The 17,138-nt window shown below is 62.1% G+C and carries 12 protein-coding genes and 1 pseudogene; 6 read left to right on the forward strand and 7 right to left on the reverse strand.

Annotated features, from left to right (window positions below):
* Positions 1–130 precede the first annotated feature (130 nt).
* Positions 131–1,342 carry an IS110 family RNA-guided transposase gene (locus ABD951_RS27955; protein WP_345353436.1) on the forward strand — a complete coding sequence of 404 codons (1,212 nt, stop codon included), beginning with the start codon at positions 131–133 and terminating at the stop codon, positions 1,340–1,342.
* A 20-nt stretch (positions 1,343–1,362) separates the two neighbouring features.
* Here ABD951_RS27955 and ABD951_RS27960 read toward each other — a convergent pair whose 3' ends face one another.
* Positions 1,363–2,169 carry an enoyl-CoA hydratase/isomerase family protein gene (locus ABD951_RS27960; protein ID WP_345353437.1) on the reverse strand — a complete coding sequence of 269 codons (807 nt, stop codon included), beginning with the start codon at positions 2,167–2,169 and terminating at the stop codon, positions 1,363–1,365.
* A gap of 420 nt (positions 2,170–2,589) precedes the next feature.
* Here ABD951_RS27960 and ABD951_RS27965 point away from each other — a divergent pair, with 420 nt between their 5' ends.
* From ABD951_RS27965 to ABD951_RS27985, 5 genes are read left to right on the forward strand one after another with little or no spacing between them, the layout of a single operon-like run.
* A complete protein-coding gene (locus ABD951_RS27965) occupies positions 2,590–4,086 on the forward strand; it encodes a carotenoid oxygenase family protein (RefSeq protein WP_345353439.1) in 1,497 nt (498 codons plus the stop codon).
* A 40-nt stretch (positions 4,087–4,126) separates the two neighbouring features.
* Positions 4,127–5,269, forward strand: a complete 1,143-nt coding sequence (locus ABD951_RS27970) for an acyl-CoA dehydrogenase family protein (protein WP_345353441.1) — start codon at positions 4,127–4,129, stop codon at positions 5,267–5,269.
* A 26-nt stretch (positions 5,270–5,295) separates the two neighbouring features.
* Complete coding sequence (locus ABD951_RS27975; protein ID WP_345353443.1) at positions 5,296–6,471, forward strand: CaiB/BaiF CoA transferase family protein; 1,176 nt, start codon at positions 5,296–5,298, stop codon at positions 6,469–6,471.
* A gap of 3 nt (positions 6,472–6,474) precedes the next feature.
* Entirely contained in the window at positions 6,475–6,960 is a 486-nt protein-coding gene (locus ABD951_RS27980) for a MaoC/PaaZ C-terminal domain-containing protein (RefSeq protein WP_345353445.1), read from the forward strand.
* Positions 6,957–7,700 (forward strand): tyrosine-protein phosphatase, encoded by a 744-nt coding sequence (locus ABD951_RS27985; RefSeq protein WP_345353447.1) that lies wholly within the window; start codon positions 6,957–6,959, stop codon positions 7,698–7,700. The genes ABD951_RS27980 and ABD951_RS27985 overlap by 4 nt, the downstream gene beginning before the upstream one ends.
* Positions 7,701–8,356: 656 nt before the next feature.
* Here the strand turns inward: ABD951_RS27985 and ABD951_RS27990 are convergent.
* The 6 genes and pseudogenes from ABD951_RS27990 to ABD951_RS28015 form a co-directional block, all read right to left on the reverse strand.
* Positions 8,357–8,834 (reverse strand): annotated as a pseudogene (locus ABD951_RS27990) (transposase); the annotation flags it as partial.
* Positions 8,835–9,098: 264 nt separating this feature from the next.
* Positions 9,099–10,823 carry an N-acyl-D-amino-acid deacylase family protein gene (locus ABD951_RS27995; RefSeq protein ID WP_345353449.1) on the reverse strand — a complete coding sequence of 575 codons (1,725 nt, stop codon included), beginning with the start codon at positions 10,821–10,823 and terminating at the stop codon, positions 9,099–9,101.
* 276 nt (positions 10,824–11,099) lie between these two features.
* Positions 11,100–12,803 carry an N-acyl-D-amino-acid deacylase family protein gene (locus tag ABD951_RS28000; protein ID WP_345353451.1) on the reverse strand — a complete coding sequence of 568 codons (1,704 nt, stop codon included), beginning with the start codon at positions 12,801–12,803 and terminating at the stop codon, positions 11,100–11,102.
* 177 nt (positions 12,804–12,980) lie between these two features.
* Positions 12,981–13,721 carry an SDR family NAD(P)-dependent oxidoreductase gene (locus ABD951_RS28005; protein WP_345353453.1) on the reverse strand — a complete coding sequence of 247 codons (741 nt, stop codon included), beginning with the start codon at positions 13,719–13,721 and terminating at the stop codon, positions 12,981–12,983.
* A 147-nt stretch (positions 13,722–13,868) separates the two neighbouring features.
* Positions 13,869–15,503 (reverse strand): flavin-containing monooxygenase, encoded by a 1,635-nt coding sequence (locus ABD951_RS28010; RefSeq protein WP_345353455.1) that lies wholly within the window; start codon positions 15,501–15,503, stop codon positions 13,869–13,871.
* Between the two features lie 115 nt (positions 15,504–15,618).
* Complete coding sequence (locus tag ABD951_RS28015; RefSeq protein ID WP_345353457.1) at positions 15,619–16,557, reverse strand: alpha/beta hydrolase; 939 nt, start codon at positions 16,555–16,557, stop codon at positions 15,619–15,621.
* Positions 16,558–17,138 lie beyond the last annotated feature (581 nt).

The raw sequence follows: 17,138 nt of genomic DNA on the forward strand, positions 1-17,138 counted from the left end.
ACTTCCTCGGTGCAGGCATGATGCCGATCCTTCCGGGTCATCAGCCTCCAAGAAACCCGGGGCGAATCAGCCGAAAGTTGGTATGCCCTCCTCGCTGACCGAAATCGAAGTCGAATCGAGGAAGTTGGTGATGACGACGGTGCACGACACATCCACGCAACCGGTGATGATCGCGATCGATCCCCACAAGGCGTCCTGGACCGCGGCCGCGGTCGACACCTCGCTGCGGCCGTTGGCCACGATCCGGGTTCCGGTCGGCGGCGAGGGATACCGATCGCTGCGCCGGTTCGCCCGGAAATGGACGAACACCCGCTGGGCGATCGAGGGCGCCACGGGGCTCGGTGCCCCGCTGACGAACCGCCTGAGCGAGGACGGCGTGGATGTGGTCGACGTCCCCGCGAAACTGGCCGCCAGGGTGCGGCTTCTGTCCACCGGTCACGGCCGCAAGAGCGACGACGCCGACGCCGTGTCCGTCGGGGTCGCCGCACTGACCGGTCACGGGCTGACCACAGCCCGGATCGATGCCGAGGTCACCGCCTTGCGCGCGATCGTCGAGCACCGCGACGACCTGGTCAAGACCCGCACCCACACCGTCAACCGGCTCCACGTCGTACTCACCCACCTGATCCCCGCCGGCGCACCGCGAGGCCTGAGCGCCGAGCGCGCCGCCGAGATGCTGCGACGGGTCCGTCCCCGCGACGTCGCCGGCAAGACCCTCCGCGGCCTCGCGACGGATCTGGTCGCCGAGGTGCGGCAACTGGATCGGCGGATCGCAAAAGCCACCAGCGACATCGAGGTAGCGGTCGCCGAGTCCGGCAGCTCACTGACCGAGTTGTGCGGGATCGGGACACTGACCGCCGGAAAGATCCTTGCCCGGGTCGGCTCGATCCACCGGTTCCGGTCGGCTGCCGCGTTCGCCAGCTACACCGGCACCGCCCCGATCGAGGCGTCCTCCGGCGACGTCGTCCGCCATCGACTCTCCCGGGCCGGTGATCGGCAACTGAACTGCTGCCTGCACACTATGGCCATCACCCAGATCAGTCGAGATACTCCCGGCCGCGTCTACTACCAACGCAAACGCGCCGCGGGCAAGAGCCACAAGGAAGCGTTGCGCTGCCTGAAAAGACGACTCTCGGACATCGTCTACCGGCGGCTACTCCACGACGCCACACCACAGTCGGCGGCAGGCCGGGAGAACACTCGGGGGCGGCTCTGTCGTCCTGCGCGGCCGGCTGACACCCCGCACACCGGCACTTCGGACCAGTCACTTCCCGGACCCACCAAACCCCACCCTACAACCGGGGACCACGGGTTCGGCTTGACACAGAGAGGCGCCGTCTAACCAGGAACCCGTGTAGACACCTATCGGCGAGGGGTCCTGTCCTTGAACGAAGGGGGCCGCTTCTCTACAAATGCGGTCCTGGCCTCCGCGAAATCGGGTTCGTGCTGTAGCCGACCTTGCCATTGCGCCTCGAGCACGAGTTGTTCGTCGAGCACCCGCTCCCAGCCGGTGCGAAGCAGTTCCTTGGTCGGCCCCACCGACGACGAGCGCGACGCCAGTGTTGTCGCCACCGCGACAGCGTGGGCGACGACGGAATCGGCAGCGACCACCTTGTTCACCAGTCCCCAGTCCAGAGCGGTCTGTGCGTCCACCGGCTCTGCGAGCAGGGCCATCTCGCTGGCCCGCCCGTGACCGATGAGACGCGGCAGCAACCACGTCGCTCCCGCGTCCGGTACCAGTCCCACGCGCGTGAAGGACAGCTGGAACCGCGCATTCTCGGAGGCGATCCGCAAGTCACACGCGGCAGCGATGGACACGGCAGCACCGGCGGCAACGCCATTGATCGCAGCCACCACTGGAACCGGGCAGGTGACGATCTCCTCTACGAGCGGAACGTAGTGGTTCCGAATGACTGCTTCGGCGTCGCTGGGCCCACCACGCAGGTCGGCACCAGAAGAGAAGGCTTTGCCCGCCCCGGTCACGACAACCGCGCGCACTGTTGGTTCTGTTGCCAGGGCGCGAAGTTGTGCTGACAGTGCATCGACCAGGTCGTGGCTGAGTGCATTCAGTCGGTCCGGCCGATTCAGGGTCAGTACCGCTACGGCACTGTCCGTCTCTAGTCGAAGTTCGCCGTCGGCTCCCGCCGGCAACGGTATCGCGGTGGTCATTCGTCTCCCCTTTGCGCTTTCTTTCCGGTACGGCATCCCCTCGAAACAGCGTGCAGTGTGCGCGTGCGGAGTCACTTCGACCCCTCATGGGCAAGGATTCTGCGTGAACGATCGGTCTGCATGTTTCCGGAAGGGTGCAGATACAAGCGCCGCCGAACACGTATCGACGCCGATTTTCGGACCTCACTGGGGTGCCGCATCGAAGGTGTACACGGCTGTTCGAACCACACGGTACAGGGCCGGAGCGATTGCAGCCAACGCGAAAGGTTGCCTCTCGTCGCGGAAACGATCGTTTACTTTTGGGGTGAGTCGGTGTTAAGGTCGACCTGAGAGAGTCGCCCCCGTGGCGACATCTGCAGGGTATTTGTGCAAGTGAATCCCTGATGTGAACACGCTGACTTTGAGCCAAGGGAGGTTCTTGTGGGGTATCCGATCCCGAAAGAAGCGCGGTTGCAGGGCGTATTCCAGCCGATGCGCTTCGAGGCAACTGTCGAGGAGTGCATCGTCACGCATGGCGAGATTCCCAAGGACCTCAGTGGTGGCTTCTATCGCACCGGCCCGACATGGAAACGTCCGACGAAGCAGGGCAGCAACGGCATCTTGTCGATGGACGGCATGGTGCAGGGCCTCATCCTCGACAACGGGCGCGCGGACTTCCGAAACCGGTGGATCCGTACGCCCAAATATCTGCTCGAGGAACAGCACGGCCGCGGCATGTTCGAGTACTCCGACGGCGACTTCGGCGACTGGCGGGTGTGGGGATACGGTGACGTCAAGCGGGACAAGTACACCACCGGAGTCCCGCAGGGCACCAACAATGTCAACGTCTTTCCGTTCGCCGGACAAATCGTCGCATCCGGTGAGCAGGGCGGACCGCCGATCGCGCTCGACCCGATCACCCTCGAGACCGCAGGCATCGTGAACTGGTCGTCCAAACTCGGGTCCGGCATCCACGACAAGGCTGCGTTCGGTGACGCCGCATTCACCGCGCATCCGAAATGGGACCACGAAACCGGCCTTCTTTACGGCTGGTCGTACCGTGACACCAAGCCCTACGTGACGCTGCACTGTGTCAGCCCCGACGGTGGCGTCGACAGCCGGGAACTGTGGGATGCCCCGTACAACACTGTCGCTCACGATATCTGGCTGACCGAGGATTACATCGTCATGCCATTCCAACCGATGGTCATCGACTCCAAGCGCATCACCGAACAGCAGACTTCGGTTTTTGGATGGGAACCGGACCTTCCCATCATCCTGGCGGTGATCCCCCGCAACGACATCCACGGATCCATCCGATGGATCACCACCGACCTCGAACCGCAGTACGTGATGCACACCATGTCGGCGAACACCTCGGGCTCCACCTTGACTCTGGACGCGCCGATCTTCAACCGGCCACCCTTCCCATTCGAACAGGATTTCGCCGCCGGCGATGATGTGGCCCTGTTCTTCAGCATCGCCAAGAGTGCACTCGGGAGGTGGACGATCGATCTCGAGACCGGCGCCAGCAAGTCCGAATTCCTCTCGGACCGTCCGTCCGAACTCCCGAAGGTGGACGAGCGTTTCTACGGCAAGCCCTACCGATTCGGATTCCAGGTTGGAGGCGTCAACAAACGCACCGGAATGTCGATGAACAGCCTGGTGGTGACGGACATGAAGACCGGGTCCGATCAGGAGTACGTCATCCGTACAGACCAACCGGCCGGCGTTCTCGAGGCTACGTTCGCGCCACGGTCAACAAGCTCGGCGGAGGGGGATGGATACATCATCGTCCCCGTGTCCTGGTGGGCTGAGAACCGAGGCGAGTACCTGATCTTCGACACCGACGACATTACCCAAGGACCGGTCACCCGGATCGAGCTTCCGTTCCGATTGGGCTGGACGGCCCACGGCCACTGGGCGGACTTCCGCTGATCGCCCACATCGAGTAGCCGTAACGGAGGAACAAACTACAGTGCGTAGGTCCTTGTTCAACGCGGACCATGACGCCTTTCGAGGCACAGTCCGCCAATTCTTGGCGCAGAACGTGGTGCCGGAGTATCCCGAATGGGAAAAGTCAGGGCGGCCTTCCGAGTCCTTCTGGAAGGCCGCAGGGCAAGCCGGCATCCTAGGAATCGGAGTCCCGACCGAGTACGGCGGAAACGAGGGAACCACCTTCACACACAGCGTCGTGGTTACCGAGGAGATTCAGCGGCTGGGTTTGGCCATCGGCGGACTGCGGATACACACCGATATCGCAATGCCGTACCTGCTCGACTACGCAACACCTGAGCAGAAACGACACTGGCTGCCTCGACTCGTCGCCGGTGACGCGGTCATTGCGTTGGCGATCTCCGAACCCGGCGCCGGATCCGACATCAAATCGATGTCCACACGCGCCGTACGCGACGGCGACCATTTCGTGGTGAACGGCTCTAAGACGTTCATCTCCAATGGTGCAGCAGCCGACCTGTTGGTCCTTGCATGCAAGACGGACCCGTCTGCTGGAAGGGACGGACTGTCCATTCTTTTGGTCGACACCACTACACCAGGGTTCACTCGTGGTCGAAGTCTTAACAAGCTCGGCCTCAAGGCCCAAGACCTCGCGGAACTGTCCTTCGAGAACATGGTCGTTCCCGCAGAGAACCTCCTCGGACGTGAAGGGGACGGTTTCGCGATGCTCACAGCGAATCTCGCCCAAGAACGGCTCTCGATAGCTGTCAATTCACAAGCCGCCGCGACAGCGGTGCTCGATGCTACGACAGCGTCTTCGAACGCGTCACAGGTTCGGCAGTCGCACAAGTTCGCACTAGCCGACTGTGCAACCGAGATACAGGCCGGTGCAGCACTCGTCGATTCGGCTGTCCTCGCACTTGGACGTCGAGAGCTCTCCCCGTCGGATGCGGCCATGGTGAAGCTGTACTGCACCGAACTGCAGGGGCGAGTCACCGACAGATGCATGCGCGTCATTGGATCAGATGGTTTCCGGGCCGGTGAGTTTGCAGGCCGCGCCTATCTCGACGGTCGAGTCAGTCGGATCTACGGGGGGTCCAGCGAGATCATGAAAGTCATTATCGCCCAGTCCTTGAACTGGTCACAAGATCAGGTTCGGGTGTGATGGGGGACCAGCAAGCGGGAGAGTCGATGACAAACAGTGTTGAGCGCGCAACTATCGGTCCTCTAGACGGAGTGGTGGTGGTTGAGCTTGCCTCGATCGGACCGGGCCCGTGGGCCGCCATGATGCTCGCCGATATGGGTGCTGAGGTAATACGCATCGATCGTCCAGCCCACAACGGAAACTTCGTACCACCGAAGTTCGACGTTACCCGCCGCGGGCGGCATTCGGTCTCGCTCGACTTGCGGACCGACGCCGGCCTCGCCGCCGCGCTCCGGTTGGTCGAACACGCCGATATCCTTCTTGAAGGCAATCGACCGGGAGTGACCGAACGGCTAGGCATCGGGCCGGACGAGTGTCTGCGCCGTAACCCTAAACTGGTCTACGGACGCATGACAGGATGGGGACAGGACGGTCCCCTCTCGCAGACCGCCGGCCACGACGCCACGTATCTCGCACTCACCGGAGCCCTCCATGCCATCGGTCGCGCCGACGGCCCACCCGTCTTGCCGATCAATCTGGTCGGTGATTATGGCGGCGGTGGCGCCTTCCTCGTAATCGGCGTTCTCGCCGCCTATATCAACGCTCAAACCACCGGCAGAGGGCAGGTCGTCGACGCGGCCATCCTCGACGGCACGCTCGCCCTTTCCGCACCTCTCCACGGAATGCTGGCCGCAGGCCTGTGGAAGGACGAGCGAGGCACTAACCTGCTCGACTCCGGGCGACCGTGGTACGACGTATACGGCACCTCGGACGGCAAGCACGTCGTGATAGGACCACTCGAACCGCAGTTCTTCGATGAGTTCGCGGAGCAGATCGGCACCTCGACCACGTCCAAGACCCGTAATGACGAAGCGAGCTGGCCCGCGCTGCGGAAGGAATGGAGCGAAGCGTTCGCGGCGCAGAGCCGAGACCACTGGCAGCAGACTTTCGAAGGCACCGACGCATGCGTGGCCCCCATCCTCGGTCTCAACGAAGCCCCCGACCATCCACATATGCGCGCCCGCGACAGCTTCATCGAAGTCGACGGCGTACGGCAACCTGCACCTGCCCCACGCTTCAGTGAGACGCCCGCATCGGTGCGGTCAGGACCGGTGCCCGCCGGTGCAAACACGCGGGCAATATTGTCGCGATTCGGATTCAACGACAACGAGGTCGACGCGATGCTCCAGGCGAAAGCCGCCTATCAGCACACCGAGGAGTAGGCGGTGACCATCCCGGCTGTAAAACGATATCCCCCCGACTTTCCGGTCGGCACCGTGATCCAACTCGGACATTGGAAGGTCACCACCGAAGAAATCATCCAGTTCGCGACCATGTGGGATCCGCAATACTTCCACACCGATGCGGACCTGGCGAAGCAGTCTTTCTTTGGGGGACTGGTCTCGAGCGGCCTACACACCCAAGCGATTCTTCATAGACTGCAGATCGAGAACTTCTACGTTGGATCCTCGATCATCGCCGGCAGGGGTATCAAAAGTATGAGAATGTTTCTACCGGTCCGGCCGAATACCATTCTGCGCGGTGAACTTGAGGTGCTCGATCTCGTGACACGACCGGATGGCACGTCCCTGGTGACCACATGCGGACGGCTCTTCACCAGCGACGAAACCCTCGCCCTCGAACAGGTCGGGGAAGCCGTGTTCTCATCGCACCCCATTACCGGGGCAACACAGCAGGAATTGTGCACGTGAGGGCCGCCAACGACGACGTGCTGCCGAACCTCCGTGATCTCGGCGACTTCACCGTCTCGGACAGGGGGCACACGCGACCGCACATCTTGTACCGCAGCGCGTTGCCGTTCGCCGACGACTCCCACCCCACTGCGGTGGGTGTCTGGCCCGTTCGAACGGTCATAGACCTGCGCAGTCCCCGCGAGCGAGCACGCTCTGAGCATCCGTTGCGTAGTGAAACCACGAGCGTGTACGAGATCACACTGATGTCCGACGTGGATGCCAACGAATCAGATCCCGCACGTACGTTGGCGGACCTGTACCAGAGTGTTCTCAATACCGCTGGAAAGCAGCTCGCCCACATATTGCACCTGGTCGGGACAGCGCCCACACCGATTCTCTTGCACTGCGCAGCCGGGAAAGACCGGACCGGAATTGCGGCTGCGATGCTGCTCAGGCTTGCGGGAGTCGACCCGGATGTGATCGTCCACGACTACTCCGCGACCAGTGAACACATGCCTGCAGTACTGAGTCGCATCATCCGGCATGCCCCCGAACTAGGTCAGCTGAAGCCGCACCACCGCGATCTACTCGGCGTGGATCCGGAGTCGATGAGGGAAGTGCTCGCCGCCTGGGACGCACACCCCGGGGGATTGCGTGGATGGATTACCGACCACGGTGCGACGAATGCAGAGATCACCCGGTGGATAGATCGATTCGTCACCCATGTACCTGATGAGAATCGCGTAAACCAGTCCTAGACCAGTCCGAGACCGCCGGCGAAGGACGACTATCGCAATGACACTTCACCACGGATTCGCGTAACCGAGAATTCACGACCCGACCGCGTTCCGCGCATGAAGAAGTCCTATGAGCAGGAAATCGGCGAATTCGCATGGAGGTGGCGCCATTGGAATCGCGGCAGTGATGACGACATCTTCGAGACTTTCGGGATGTCCTCGCGGGAATTCTTCCGACGCTTGGTCGAAGTGCTCTCAGGTCCGCACCGTGCTCGAATACGCCTGACAGCAAGGGAAGAACTGCTGGAACTATCGAGATCACGACAGCAACGCACCTCCTCGCGGGCATCCCAGAATTAATCCGGCATTTCCGAGTTGATGGGGGTCTGGTGTGACCGATCGGGATCGTGTCGGTGATTGATCGAGGGCTCGCGCCCTTGTGAACTGGGTGCTCTCTACGCATCCAGCAACAAGGCGCGAGCCTTCCCAACGATTGTTCACGGCTGTTCGGACACGACGGCATCGTCGTCAAATCTGTCTGTGGTCAAGTCCCAGGGCGTCATGTACGAAGTCGTCGCGTGATTCCTCTTGCTGTGGTTGTGCGGTCAGCGCGGCGGTCAAGTCCCAGGGTGTGGTGTACGAGTTGTCGCGTGACTCGTCGTGGGGTGGTTGTGCGGTCAGCGCGCTGGTGCCACCCCCTGGTCGACGTCGTTGACGGTCTCAGCGGTGTCCTCGCCGCGCGAGTGGGCGAACACAGCGAGGTCGAGGTATCGGAGGCCTTCGATCCACTCGTCGTGCTGCTCGGTGAGGACTGCGCCGACCAGGCGGATCAGGGTCGGTGCGGTAGGGAAGATGTCGACGACGTCGGTGCGGTGGCGGATCTCCTTGTTCAATCGTTCCTGCGGATTGTTGTACCAGATCTGTCGCCAGATCTGCTTGGGGAAGGCGGTGAACGCGAGCAGGTCGGCCCGTGCGCCATCGAGGTGGTCGGCGACCTTCGGCAACTTCTCCGACAGGGCATCGATCACTCGATCGTATTGGGCGTGAACGGAATCGGTGTCCGGTTGGTCGTAAACCGAGTACAGCAGGGTGCACCCAGGGCCATGACGTCTTCGGAGTGACCGACATGAGGTTGGTTGCGTAGTGGGTGCGGCAGACTCACACTGTCAAGCTCTGAGGATTCCTGGTTATCGCCCACCACCACACTGTAAGGAAGGCCTGATCATCGGGCTACAACGTTCGGCGATCGTCGCGCTCGTCGAACGTCAGACCCGCATGATTCGCCGGCTGCACCTGACCCGCTGCGATGGCGAAACCCTGTGACAGGCACTCACCGATCGAATGCGCGACCTGCCGCCGTCGACAGCGTTGGGGATGCGACGACGTCGCTGCCCCAACAGTTCCCGAAACCGCCATCGTTCAGTGCACGGATCCGGACCGCACTAGCCGACCAGGGCGAGCTCCGGTGTCTACTCCGTTGCGGTAGACCGTGCGGCCCGCGACGATCGTAGCCTGGTATCCATTCGCCTTCTGTAGCAGGCGCCTTCCGCCGGCGGGGAGATCATAGGCAACGTATGGTGGCCCGAAATTCAACCGGTCGAAGTCGATGACATTGAGGTCAGCACGCAGCCCGACGTCGATCCGTCCCCGATCGCTGAGCCCGACAGACTCGGCCGTGTCTGAGGTGAGCCTGCGGACGGCTTCCTCAAGGCTGAACCGCCGGCGGTCCTTGACCCAGTACGTCAGGAGCCAGGTCGGGAAGCCTGCATCGAGGATGAACCCGACATGGGCACCGCCGTCCCCTAGACCCATGATCGTGTTCGGGTTCGCGAGCATCTCCTCGCAAACCGACAGGTCACCCGATGCATAATTCGCGAACGGAACGTAGATGAATCCCATGCCGTCCGACTCGAGCATGATGTCGTAAGCAATATCCGCCGGATCCCGGTTGTCCCGCTCCGCAATCGCGGCGATGGACTCACTCGCGGAGGGCGTGTAGTTCGGCGGATCACCGAACCGAAACATATTCCAGTACGGGATTCTGCTCATCAACGCGAAGGTACTGAACTCGGTGGGATCGTCGGACAAGATTCTTCTCCGGATGGCTGGATCCTTCATGATCGCGACGCGCTCGTCGAGCGGAAGAGCGGCAATCTCACGGTACGTTGCCGTTCCAGAGAACGGGTTCTGGCTTCCCTCCAGCCCGAGCAGGATGCTGATCGAACGCGGTGCCACCACCGGGCGCAGCGACACACCCTCCTCGATCGCACGATCCGCTAGCTCCATCAACTCTCGCCACTGGTTCTTGTTCGGCTGTGAACCGCTCTGGATAAGACTGAACACGCCGGGACGTCCGGATTTCTCCAGCGATCTGCGGATCAACTCGAATTCGCCCACGACCTCGGAATCTCCCGATTCACCGACCACTTCGAAGATGCCGCGACCAGCATCGTCGAGTCCCATCACCAGGCCGGCAATTTCCGACTCTCGTGCGAGAAGAGTAGGCGTAAAGTCCCCGGCGCAATTCCTATGCGCGATGCTCCGCGAGGTCGAGACCCCGAACGCGCCCGCGCGGATCGCCTCGGCCACGAGCTCACGCATACGAGCGACATCATCGGGCGTCGCTGGCTCCAGCCTCAACGCCCGTTCCCCCATCACGAACACGCGGATCGGCGCATGCGGAACCAACGCGCATAGATCGATATCCCGAGGCATGGAATCGACCACCTCGAGGTACTCGGGGAAAGACTCCCACCTCCAGTTCAAGCCTTCGTGCATCACCGCCGCCGGGATGTCTTCGACACCCTCCATCAGCGCGATGAGCGCAGTACGGTCTTGCGGCTTGCACGGCGCAAAGCCGACACCACAGTTCCCCATCACCGCGGTCGTAACACCGTGCCACGAGCTGGGAGCGAGCTGATCCGACCAGAGCGCCTGCCCGTCGTAATGCGTGTGGATGTCGACAAATCCAGGCGTGACGATCAAGCCGCGGGCGTCGATTTCCTCGGCGCCAGTGCCGGAGACCGCCCCCACCACCACGATCTTCCCATCGGTCACGGCTATGTCAGCCGACCGCCCGGGAGTACCGGTGCCGTCGTACACGGTCCCACCACGAACGACTAGATCGTAGGTGTGTTCAGTCATGTGTCCCATGCTTCCTTTGCAATTGCTCTGGCCTAGGGCGAATGCAGATCCGAGGAGGGATGTAGACCATTGCAAAGATCTCGGATCGGCATCCATCTCCTAATTCCTGGGATTCTCAGTGCTTTTCATGCCAGCCGGGCGCACCGGTGGTCAGCAGCCAGAGCAGTGCAACCACGCCTTCGGTGGACAACTGCTCGACATCTTGGCTCAAGGGCATCAGCGAGGCGCCAGCCCCTCGTCGATGCCGGCAAGATTCACGCACGGATCCTGGATATCTCAGCGGCCGGACCGAACGAGCCTCCCCGGACGGGCGCCGGTGTCGACTCCTTCGCGATAGGTCACCCTCCCTGCGACGATGGTTGCCTCGTATCCGATTCCGCGCTGCAGCAACCGCTTGGCGCCGTTGGGAAGGTCATAGGCCACGTAGGGATCGCCAAAGCCGATTCGTGCGAGGTCGATTACGTTGAGGTCTGCTCGCAGCCCGATGGCAATCCTTCCGCGGTCACCGAGCCCCATCTCGTCGGCCGTGTCCGAGGTCAGCCTTCGAATGGCCTCCGAGACGCTGAGAAACCCGCGCTCGTTCACCCAGTAGGCGAGCAGCCAGGTGGGAAATCCAGCGTCCACGATGAAGCCGACGTGAGCACCGCCATCGCCCAGTCCCATGATTGTGTTGCGATTCGCCAGCATCTCCTGGCATACGGAGAGGTCACCCGAGACGTAGTTGGTGAACGGCACGTAGATGAAACCCATGCCGGCGTTTTCGAGCATCACGTCGTACGCCACCTCGGGGGCGGTGCGCCCCTCCCGCTCGGCAATCGCGGCGATGGAGTCCTCCCGCCGTGGTGTGTAGTTCGAAGGGGACCCGAGGCGAAACATGTCGGTGTACGGGATCCGGGCGAGGAAGGGGAAAGTGCTGAACTCCATGGGATCCTCGGACAGTATCTGCGCGCGGACCGTCGGGTCAGTCATCCGCTCCACTTGCTCCTGGAGCGGCAGATGCGCCATCGCGGCGTAGGTCCTCGTACCGGCGAAGGGGTTTTGGCTTCCCTCGAGGCCGAGCAGCATGCCGATCGCCCGAGGCGCGACGACTGGGCGGAGCGACACGCCGTCGGCGATGGTTTCGTCTGCGAACGCGAGCAGTTCGCGCCACAGGTGTGGATGGCGATTGGTCTGCGCCAGGGAGAATACTCCCCGACGGCCTGAGCTCTTCAGAACGTCGCGGAGGATGTTGTATTCGCCTCGCACCTCGGGGTCACTGCCCTCCATCACGACCTCGAGGATGCCGCGACCGGCTTCGGTCATGCCGTGCGCGAGGCCGGCGAGCTCGCGCTGGCGTGCGAGCAAAGTGGGGGTGTAGGTACCGCTCTTGGTGGCATGACTCGTAGTGCGGGAGGTCGATACGCCGAAGGCGCCGGCCCGGACCGCATCAGCAACCATGCCTCGCATGGTTTCGATGTCCTGTTCGTTGGCCGGCTCCAGCCTGAGCGCGCGCTCGCCCATCACGTAAACCCGGAGGGGCGCGTGTGGAACGAGCGCGCATAGGTCGATGTCACGAGGTGTCCGTTCGAGGACATCGAGGTACTCCTCGAAGGTCTCCCATTGCCAGGTGAGGCCCTCGTGCATGACAGGGGCTGGGATGTCCTCTACACCCTCCATGAGCTCAACGAGAGCGTTGCGGTCCTGCGGCCGGCATGGCGCGAAGCCTACCCCGCAGTTACCCATCACCGCAGTGGTCACACCGTGCCAGGAGCTGGGCGTGAGCTGATCCGACCAGACAGCCTGCCCGTCGTAATGCGTGTGGATGTCGACGAACCCAGGAGTTACGATCTTGCCGCGGGCGTCGATCTCCTCGGCTCCCCGCTCGTCTACCACCCCGATCTGGGTTATCACGCCATCTACGATGGCGATGTCCGCGATTTGCTCAGGGCTTCCGGTTCCGTCGTACACGTTTCCACCGCGAATGACCAGATCGACTGTCATGCGTCACATCTCCTTCGTTGTTCTGCATGTGCGTGAGTATCCGAGTGGTGGCACGCTGACTCCCCACCGTCCGGCGACGGAGCCGCCTTGCGCTGCTCGACGACCTGGTCGCGCTCAGAGGCAACGGTCGAACTTGGGTAAGCGCCATGCCGGTCACGGCGAGCGTGCTGTGCCGAGTTATCCCGCAGAGCGGCCGCCGTCAACGACCCACACCTGGCCGGTCACGTGGGCGGTCTCGTTGTCATCTGCAAGAAAGGCCACGACGTTCGCGACGTCGGCCGGCTCACCGACACGCCCCTGGGGAATGAGATCTGCCAACTTGGCGATCGTCTCGGTCGAGCGAGTGTCCAAGATTGGGGTGCGGGTCACGCCTGGGGCGACGGCGTTGACTCGGATCCCGTGTCGCGCGTAGTCGAGGGCCGCCGCCCGCGTCAGCATGACGAGAGCCCCCTTCGACGTAGCGTATGCGCTTGAATGAGGTGTCCCACGGAAACTCGCGATTGAGGCGGTGTTGACCACGGCGCCGCCCCCGCTGCCCAGCATCAACCGAACTGCGGCCTGGAGCATGAGAAAGGACCCGCGGACGTTCACTTCGACAACCCGGTCGAATTCGTCGATAGGATACTCGTGCAAGATTCGCTGGATTCCACCGATACCGGCATTGTTCGCCAGCACATCGAGGCCGCCGTATGTGTTGCGAACCCATTCTTCAAGTTCTCGGACGTTGTCCGCGTCGCTGACGTCGGCCTGCCAGGGAATGACCGATTCACCGAAGCGGTCTACGAGTGAGTCAGGACTGGTCAGGTCTACGGCGATGACCCTCGCCCCCTCTGCCACGAACTTGATGGCGATGGCTTCCCCAAGGCCCGATCCGGCTCCTGTCACCAAAGCCAGCTTGCCGTCGAATCGCGCGCTCACAGTGCCTCACTTTCACGAGTAGTTCTGTCGACAGGCGATGCTTACCGACGCTCCTGCATTGTTAGCGCGCATGGCGTCGAGCTCAGGGATCGGCATCATCGGACCTGCGAGTAGTCGAGAGCTCCACGGGAGCGATGGATCTGATGACTAAGTCAACGTGAATCCATCACAGTCATTCGCCAGCATGTCATCACAAATCTTTCGGTAGTTGCCGACGCCGCCCACATAGGGCATGAATACCCGCGGCTTGCCGGGCACGTTGGCTCCGAGGTACCACGAGTTCGCTTGCGAGAAAAGTGACATGCTTGCAACGTCGTTGACGTGATCCACCCAGTGGTCCTGTGCCTTCAGGGTGGGCTCGATGGTGCATTTTCCCTGCTGATCGAGCAAATCGATGATGCTGCCGATCAGGTCCACGTGCTGCTCGATCGATACGATCATGCTACTGAGAACGCTTGGGCTTCCAGGCCCGGTGATCATGAACAGGTTCGGAAAGCCTGCGGAACACAACCCGAGATAGGTGCGCGGCCCATCCGCCCACGTGTCCTTGAGCGCACGTCCGTCCCGGCCGCGGATGTCAATCTTGGCGAGTGCGCCCGTGATCGCGTCGAAGCCGGTCGCAAACACGATTGCGTCGAGATTATGCTCGTGATCGACTGTGCGAATGCCGGATTCGGTGATCTCGATGAGCGGGCTCTTGTGCAGGTTTACCAGCCGAACGTTGTTCCGGTTGTAGGTTGCGTAGTAGCCCGTGTCCAGCGTTGGCCGCTTGGTTGCGATCGGGTAGTCAGGGCACAGTGCTTCTGCCGTATCGGGATCCCTGACAATGGATCGGATCTTGTGTCGCACGAAAGTGGCCGCTGTTTCGTTGGCTGCCATGTTCTGGTGGATGTCGTTGAACACGTTGTTGAGCGCCGTGATGCTACCGAACTGCCAGGCATTCTCGTAGATCATGTTCCGCTCTTCGTCGTCGACCTCGAGAGCGGATTCGGTCGCCGCGGGCCATGGTGTTCCGAACGAAGACGCCCGCTGCGCCTTCCGCCATTCGGGGTAGTTTGCCTTCTTCGCCTCCTGCTCGCCAGGAATCAGCGGGCGGTTCTGGGCCGGCAGGCTGTAAGTGGGCGTCCGTTGGAACACCGTCAGATGAGCCGCCTGCTGCGCGATGATGGGGATGCATTGAACACCTGAGGAGCCCGTACCGATCACGCCCACACGCTGCCCCGCGAAGTCCACCTCCTCTCGAGGCCATGCCGCTGTGTGGTAGATCTTCCCCCGGAACGTGTCGATCCCGTCGATCTCCGGCGGCTTGAACGTCGAAAGGCACCCCGTGGCCATCACACAGAAACGCGCAGTCGCCACATCGCCCTTGTCGGTACGAACAGTCCAGGTGCGATTCCCGTCGTCGAAATGGGCCGCTAGGACCCGAGTTTCGAACCGGATGTCGCGGCGGAGATCGAATCGGTCGGCCGTATGCTGTGCGTAGCGCAGGATCTCGGGTTGCGCAGCGTATCGCTCGGTCCATTCCCATTCCTGCTCGAGTTCTGGTGAGAAGGAGTATGAGTACGAGAGGCTCTCGACGTCGCAGCGTGCACCTGGATAGCGATTCCAGAACCAGGTACCGCCGACATCGTCGCCGGCCTCGTAAACGACCGCCGACAATCCAAGCTGTCGGCACTTGTACAACATGTACATACCTGCAAAGCCCGCACCGACCACGATGACGTCGTATCGATCCGGCGAGTCTGCGCCAGGCGCATCACTGAGCTTATCGTTGCTGGACAATTCATGATCTCCCTACGGGCGAAATTGGTTGTTCGGCCAGGCCTAGGCCGCGATGGCACGCGGCCAGTGACGTGTGTTCCGCGTGGCCGCAGAGGTTGGCACGCTCGGAAGGTATTCAGGCGTGGTGCGCGAACAGATGGCGATCGATCGCCTCGGCGACAAAGGCAAGTCCCGCCTCACTGCCAGGCAGGAGGCCGACCATCGTGAAGAAGCCGTGCATCTGTCCCTCGAACCGGCGATGGTCCACAGGCACGCCTGCTTCAGACAGACGCCGCGCGAACTCCTCACCTTCGTCCCGCAGGACATCGTGCTCAGCGGTGAGCACGATCGCGGGCGCGAGGCCTTCCAGGTTATCGGCCCGGAGCGGCGACGCGCTCCAGGCGGAGCGATCCACCATATCGGGCGCGTAATGGTCCCAGAACCAGACCATTGCCTTTCGTGTAAGCCTCAGCTGGTTCTCGGGATTGAGGTACGAATCGCGGTCAACGTCCCAGTCCACAACTGGATACACCAACACCTGCAAGTCAACCCTGGGCCCCCCTTCGTCGCGCGCACGCAGGGCGAGCACGGCGCTGAGATTCCCCCCGGAACTGTCCCCAGCGACGACGACCGGCGCGTCAGGGCGAGCTAGCTCGCCGCGCCGAGCATGCACCCACTGTAGAGCGGCCCATGCGTCGTTCACAGCGGTTGGGTACCGGTGTTCCGGAGCTAGTCGGTAGTCGACCATGACCGTCGTCATACCCGTTCGGATTGCCAGCGTCCTTGCCACCGTGTCGAAGTCGTCGAGCGCTCCTACCACCCAACCTCCGCCGTGACAGTAGAGAATTACACCGCGGGGGGCTTCCGTCGGCATCAAGACCCGAGCATTGATTGTCCCACCATCGACGGCGATGCGTACATTCTCGACGGAGTGCATCTGCGGACCCGGACCGATGATGTCCTTCAATTCTGCAGTAACGCCTCGAGCCTCCTCGATCGACATCTCGTGCAGAGGATTGGAACCACTCTCGATCATTTGACGGACCAATGTCGCAGAAGCCTCATCCAGAGACATGAGATACCCCTTTCTTGGGCTGGGAAACCACTCGTCATCAAGGGCCCCAAGATAATTGCAGTCTATTGGGCGCTCGTTAGGTCGTCAATCGCAAAGAACACTCTCACTCGAAGAACCTTTGATTGATACTCTGCCTGAAAAATGTTGGTAAATCACATCAGTGAAGATCGCCCCGTAGATCGTAGGTCGAACGAGCGGTAGGCTATGCCACCTCTCCGCATTCGATATTGACGATCAATCAAAGCAGGATGATGGATCGTCAACTGGGGTGATCTAGCCGGCCATCGCGGAGCGAGCCGCAGGCCTAGCCGGGTCGCCGGACTTACGGGCGACATCAGTGCGGAGCCGGGTTTCGCGATCAGGCGTGTCTGCTAAATCGTGTGGCATGGCGGCCCCTTCGAATTCGAAGACTAGGGCGTGTCTGACAAACATGTGAACCGTTGCGTGTGAAGCTGTTCGGGTGACGCGGTTTCAGGTGCTGTCGGATGAGCAGTGGGAGTCGATCGCGGACCTGCTGCCGGTGCGGACGGGCCGACGTGGCCGGCCGTTCTCCGATGCGCGGGCGATGATCGAGGGCATCG

The organism is Rhodococcus olei (assembly GCF_039540555.1).
Classification (GTDB): Bacteria; Actinomycetota; Actinomycetes; order Mycobacteriales; family Mycobacteriaceae; genus Rhodococcus_G; species Rhodococcus_G olei.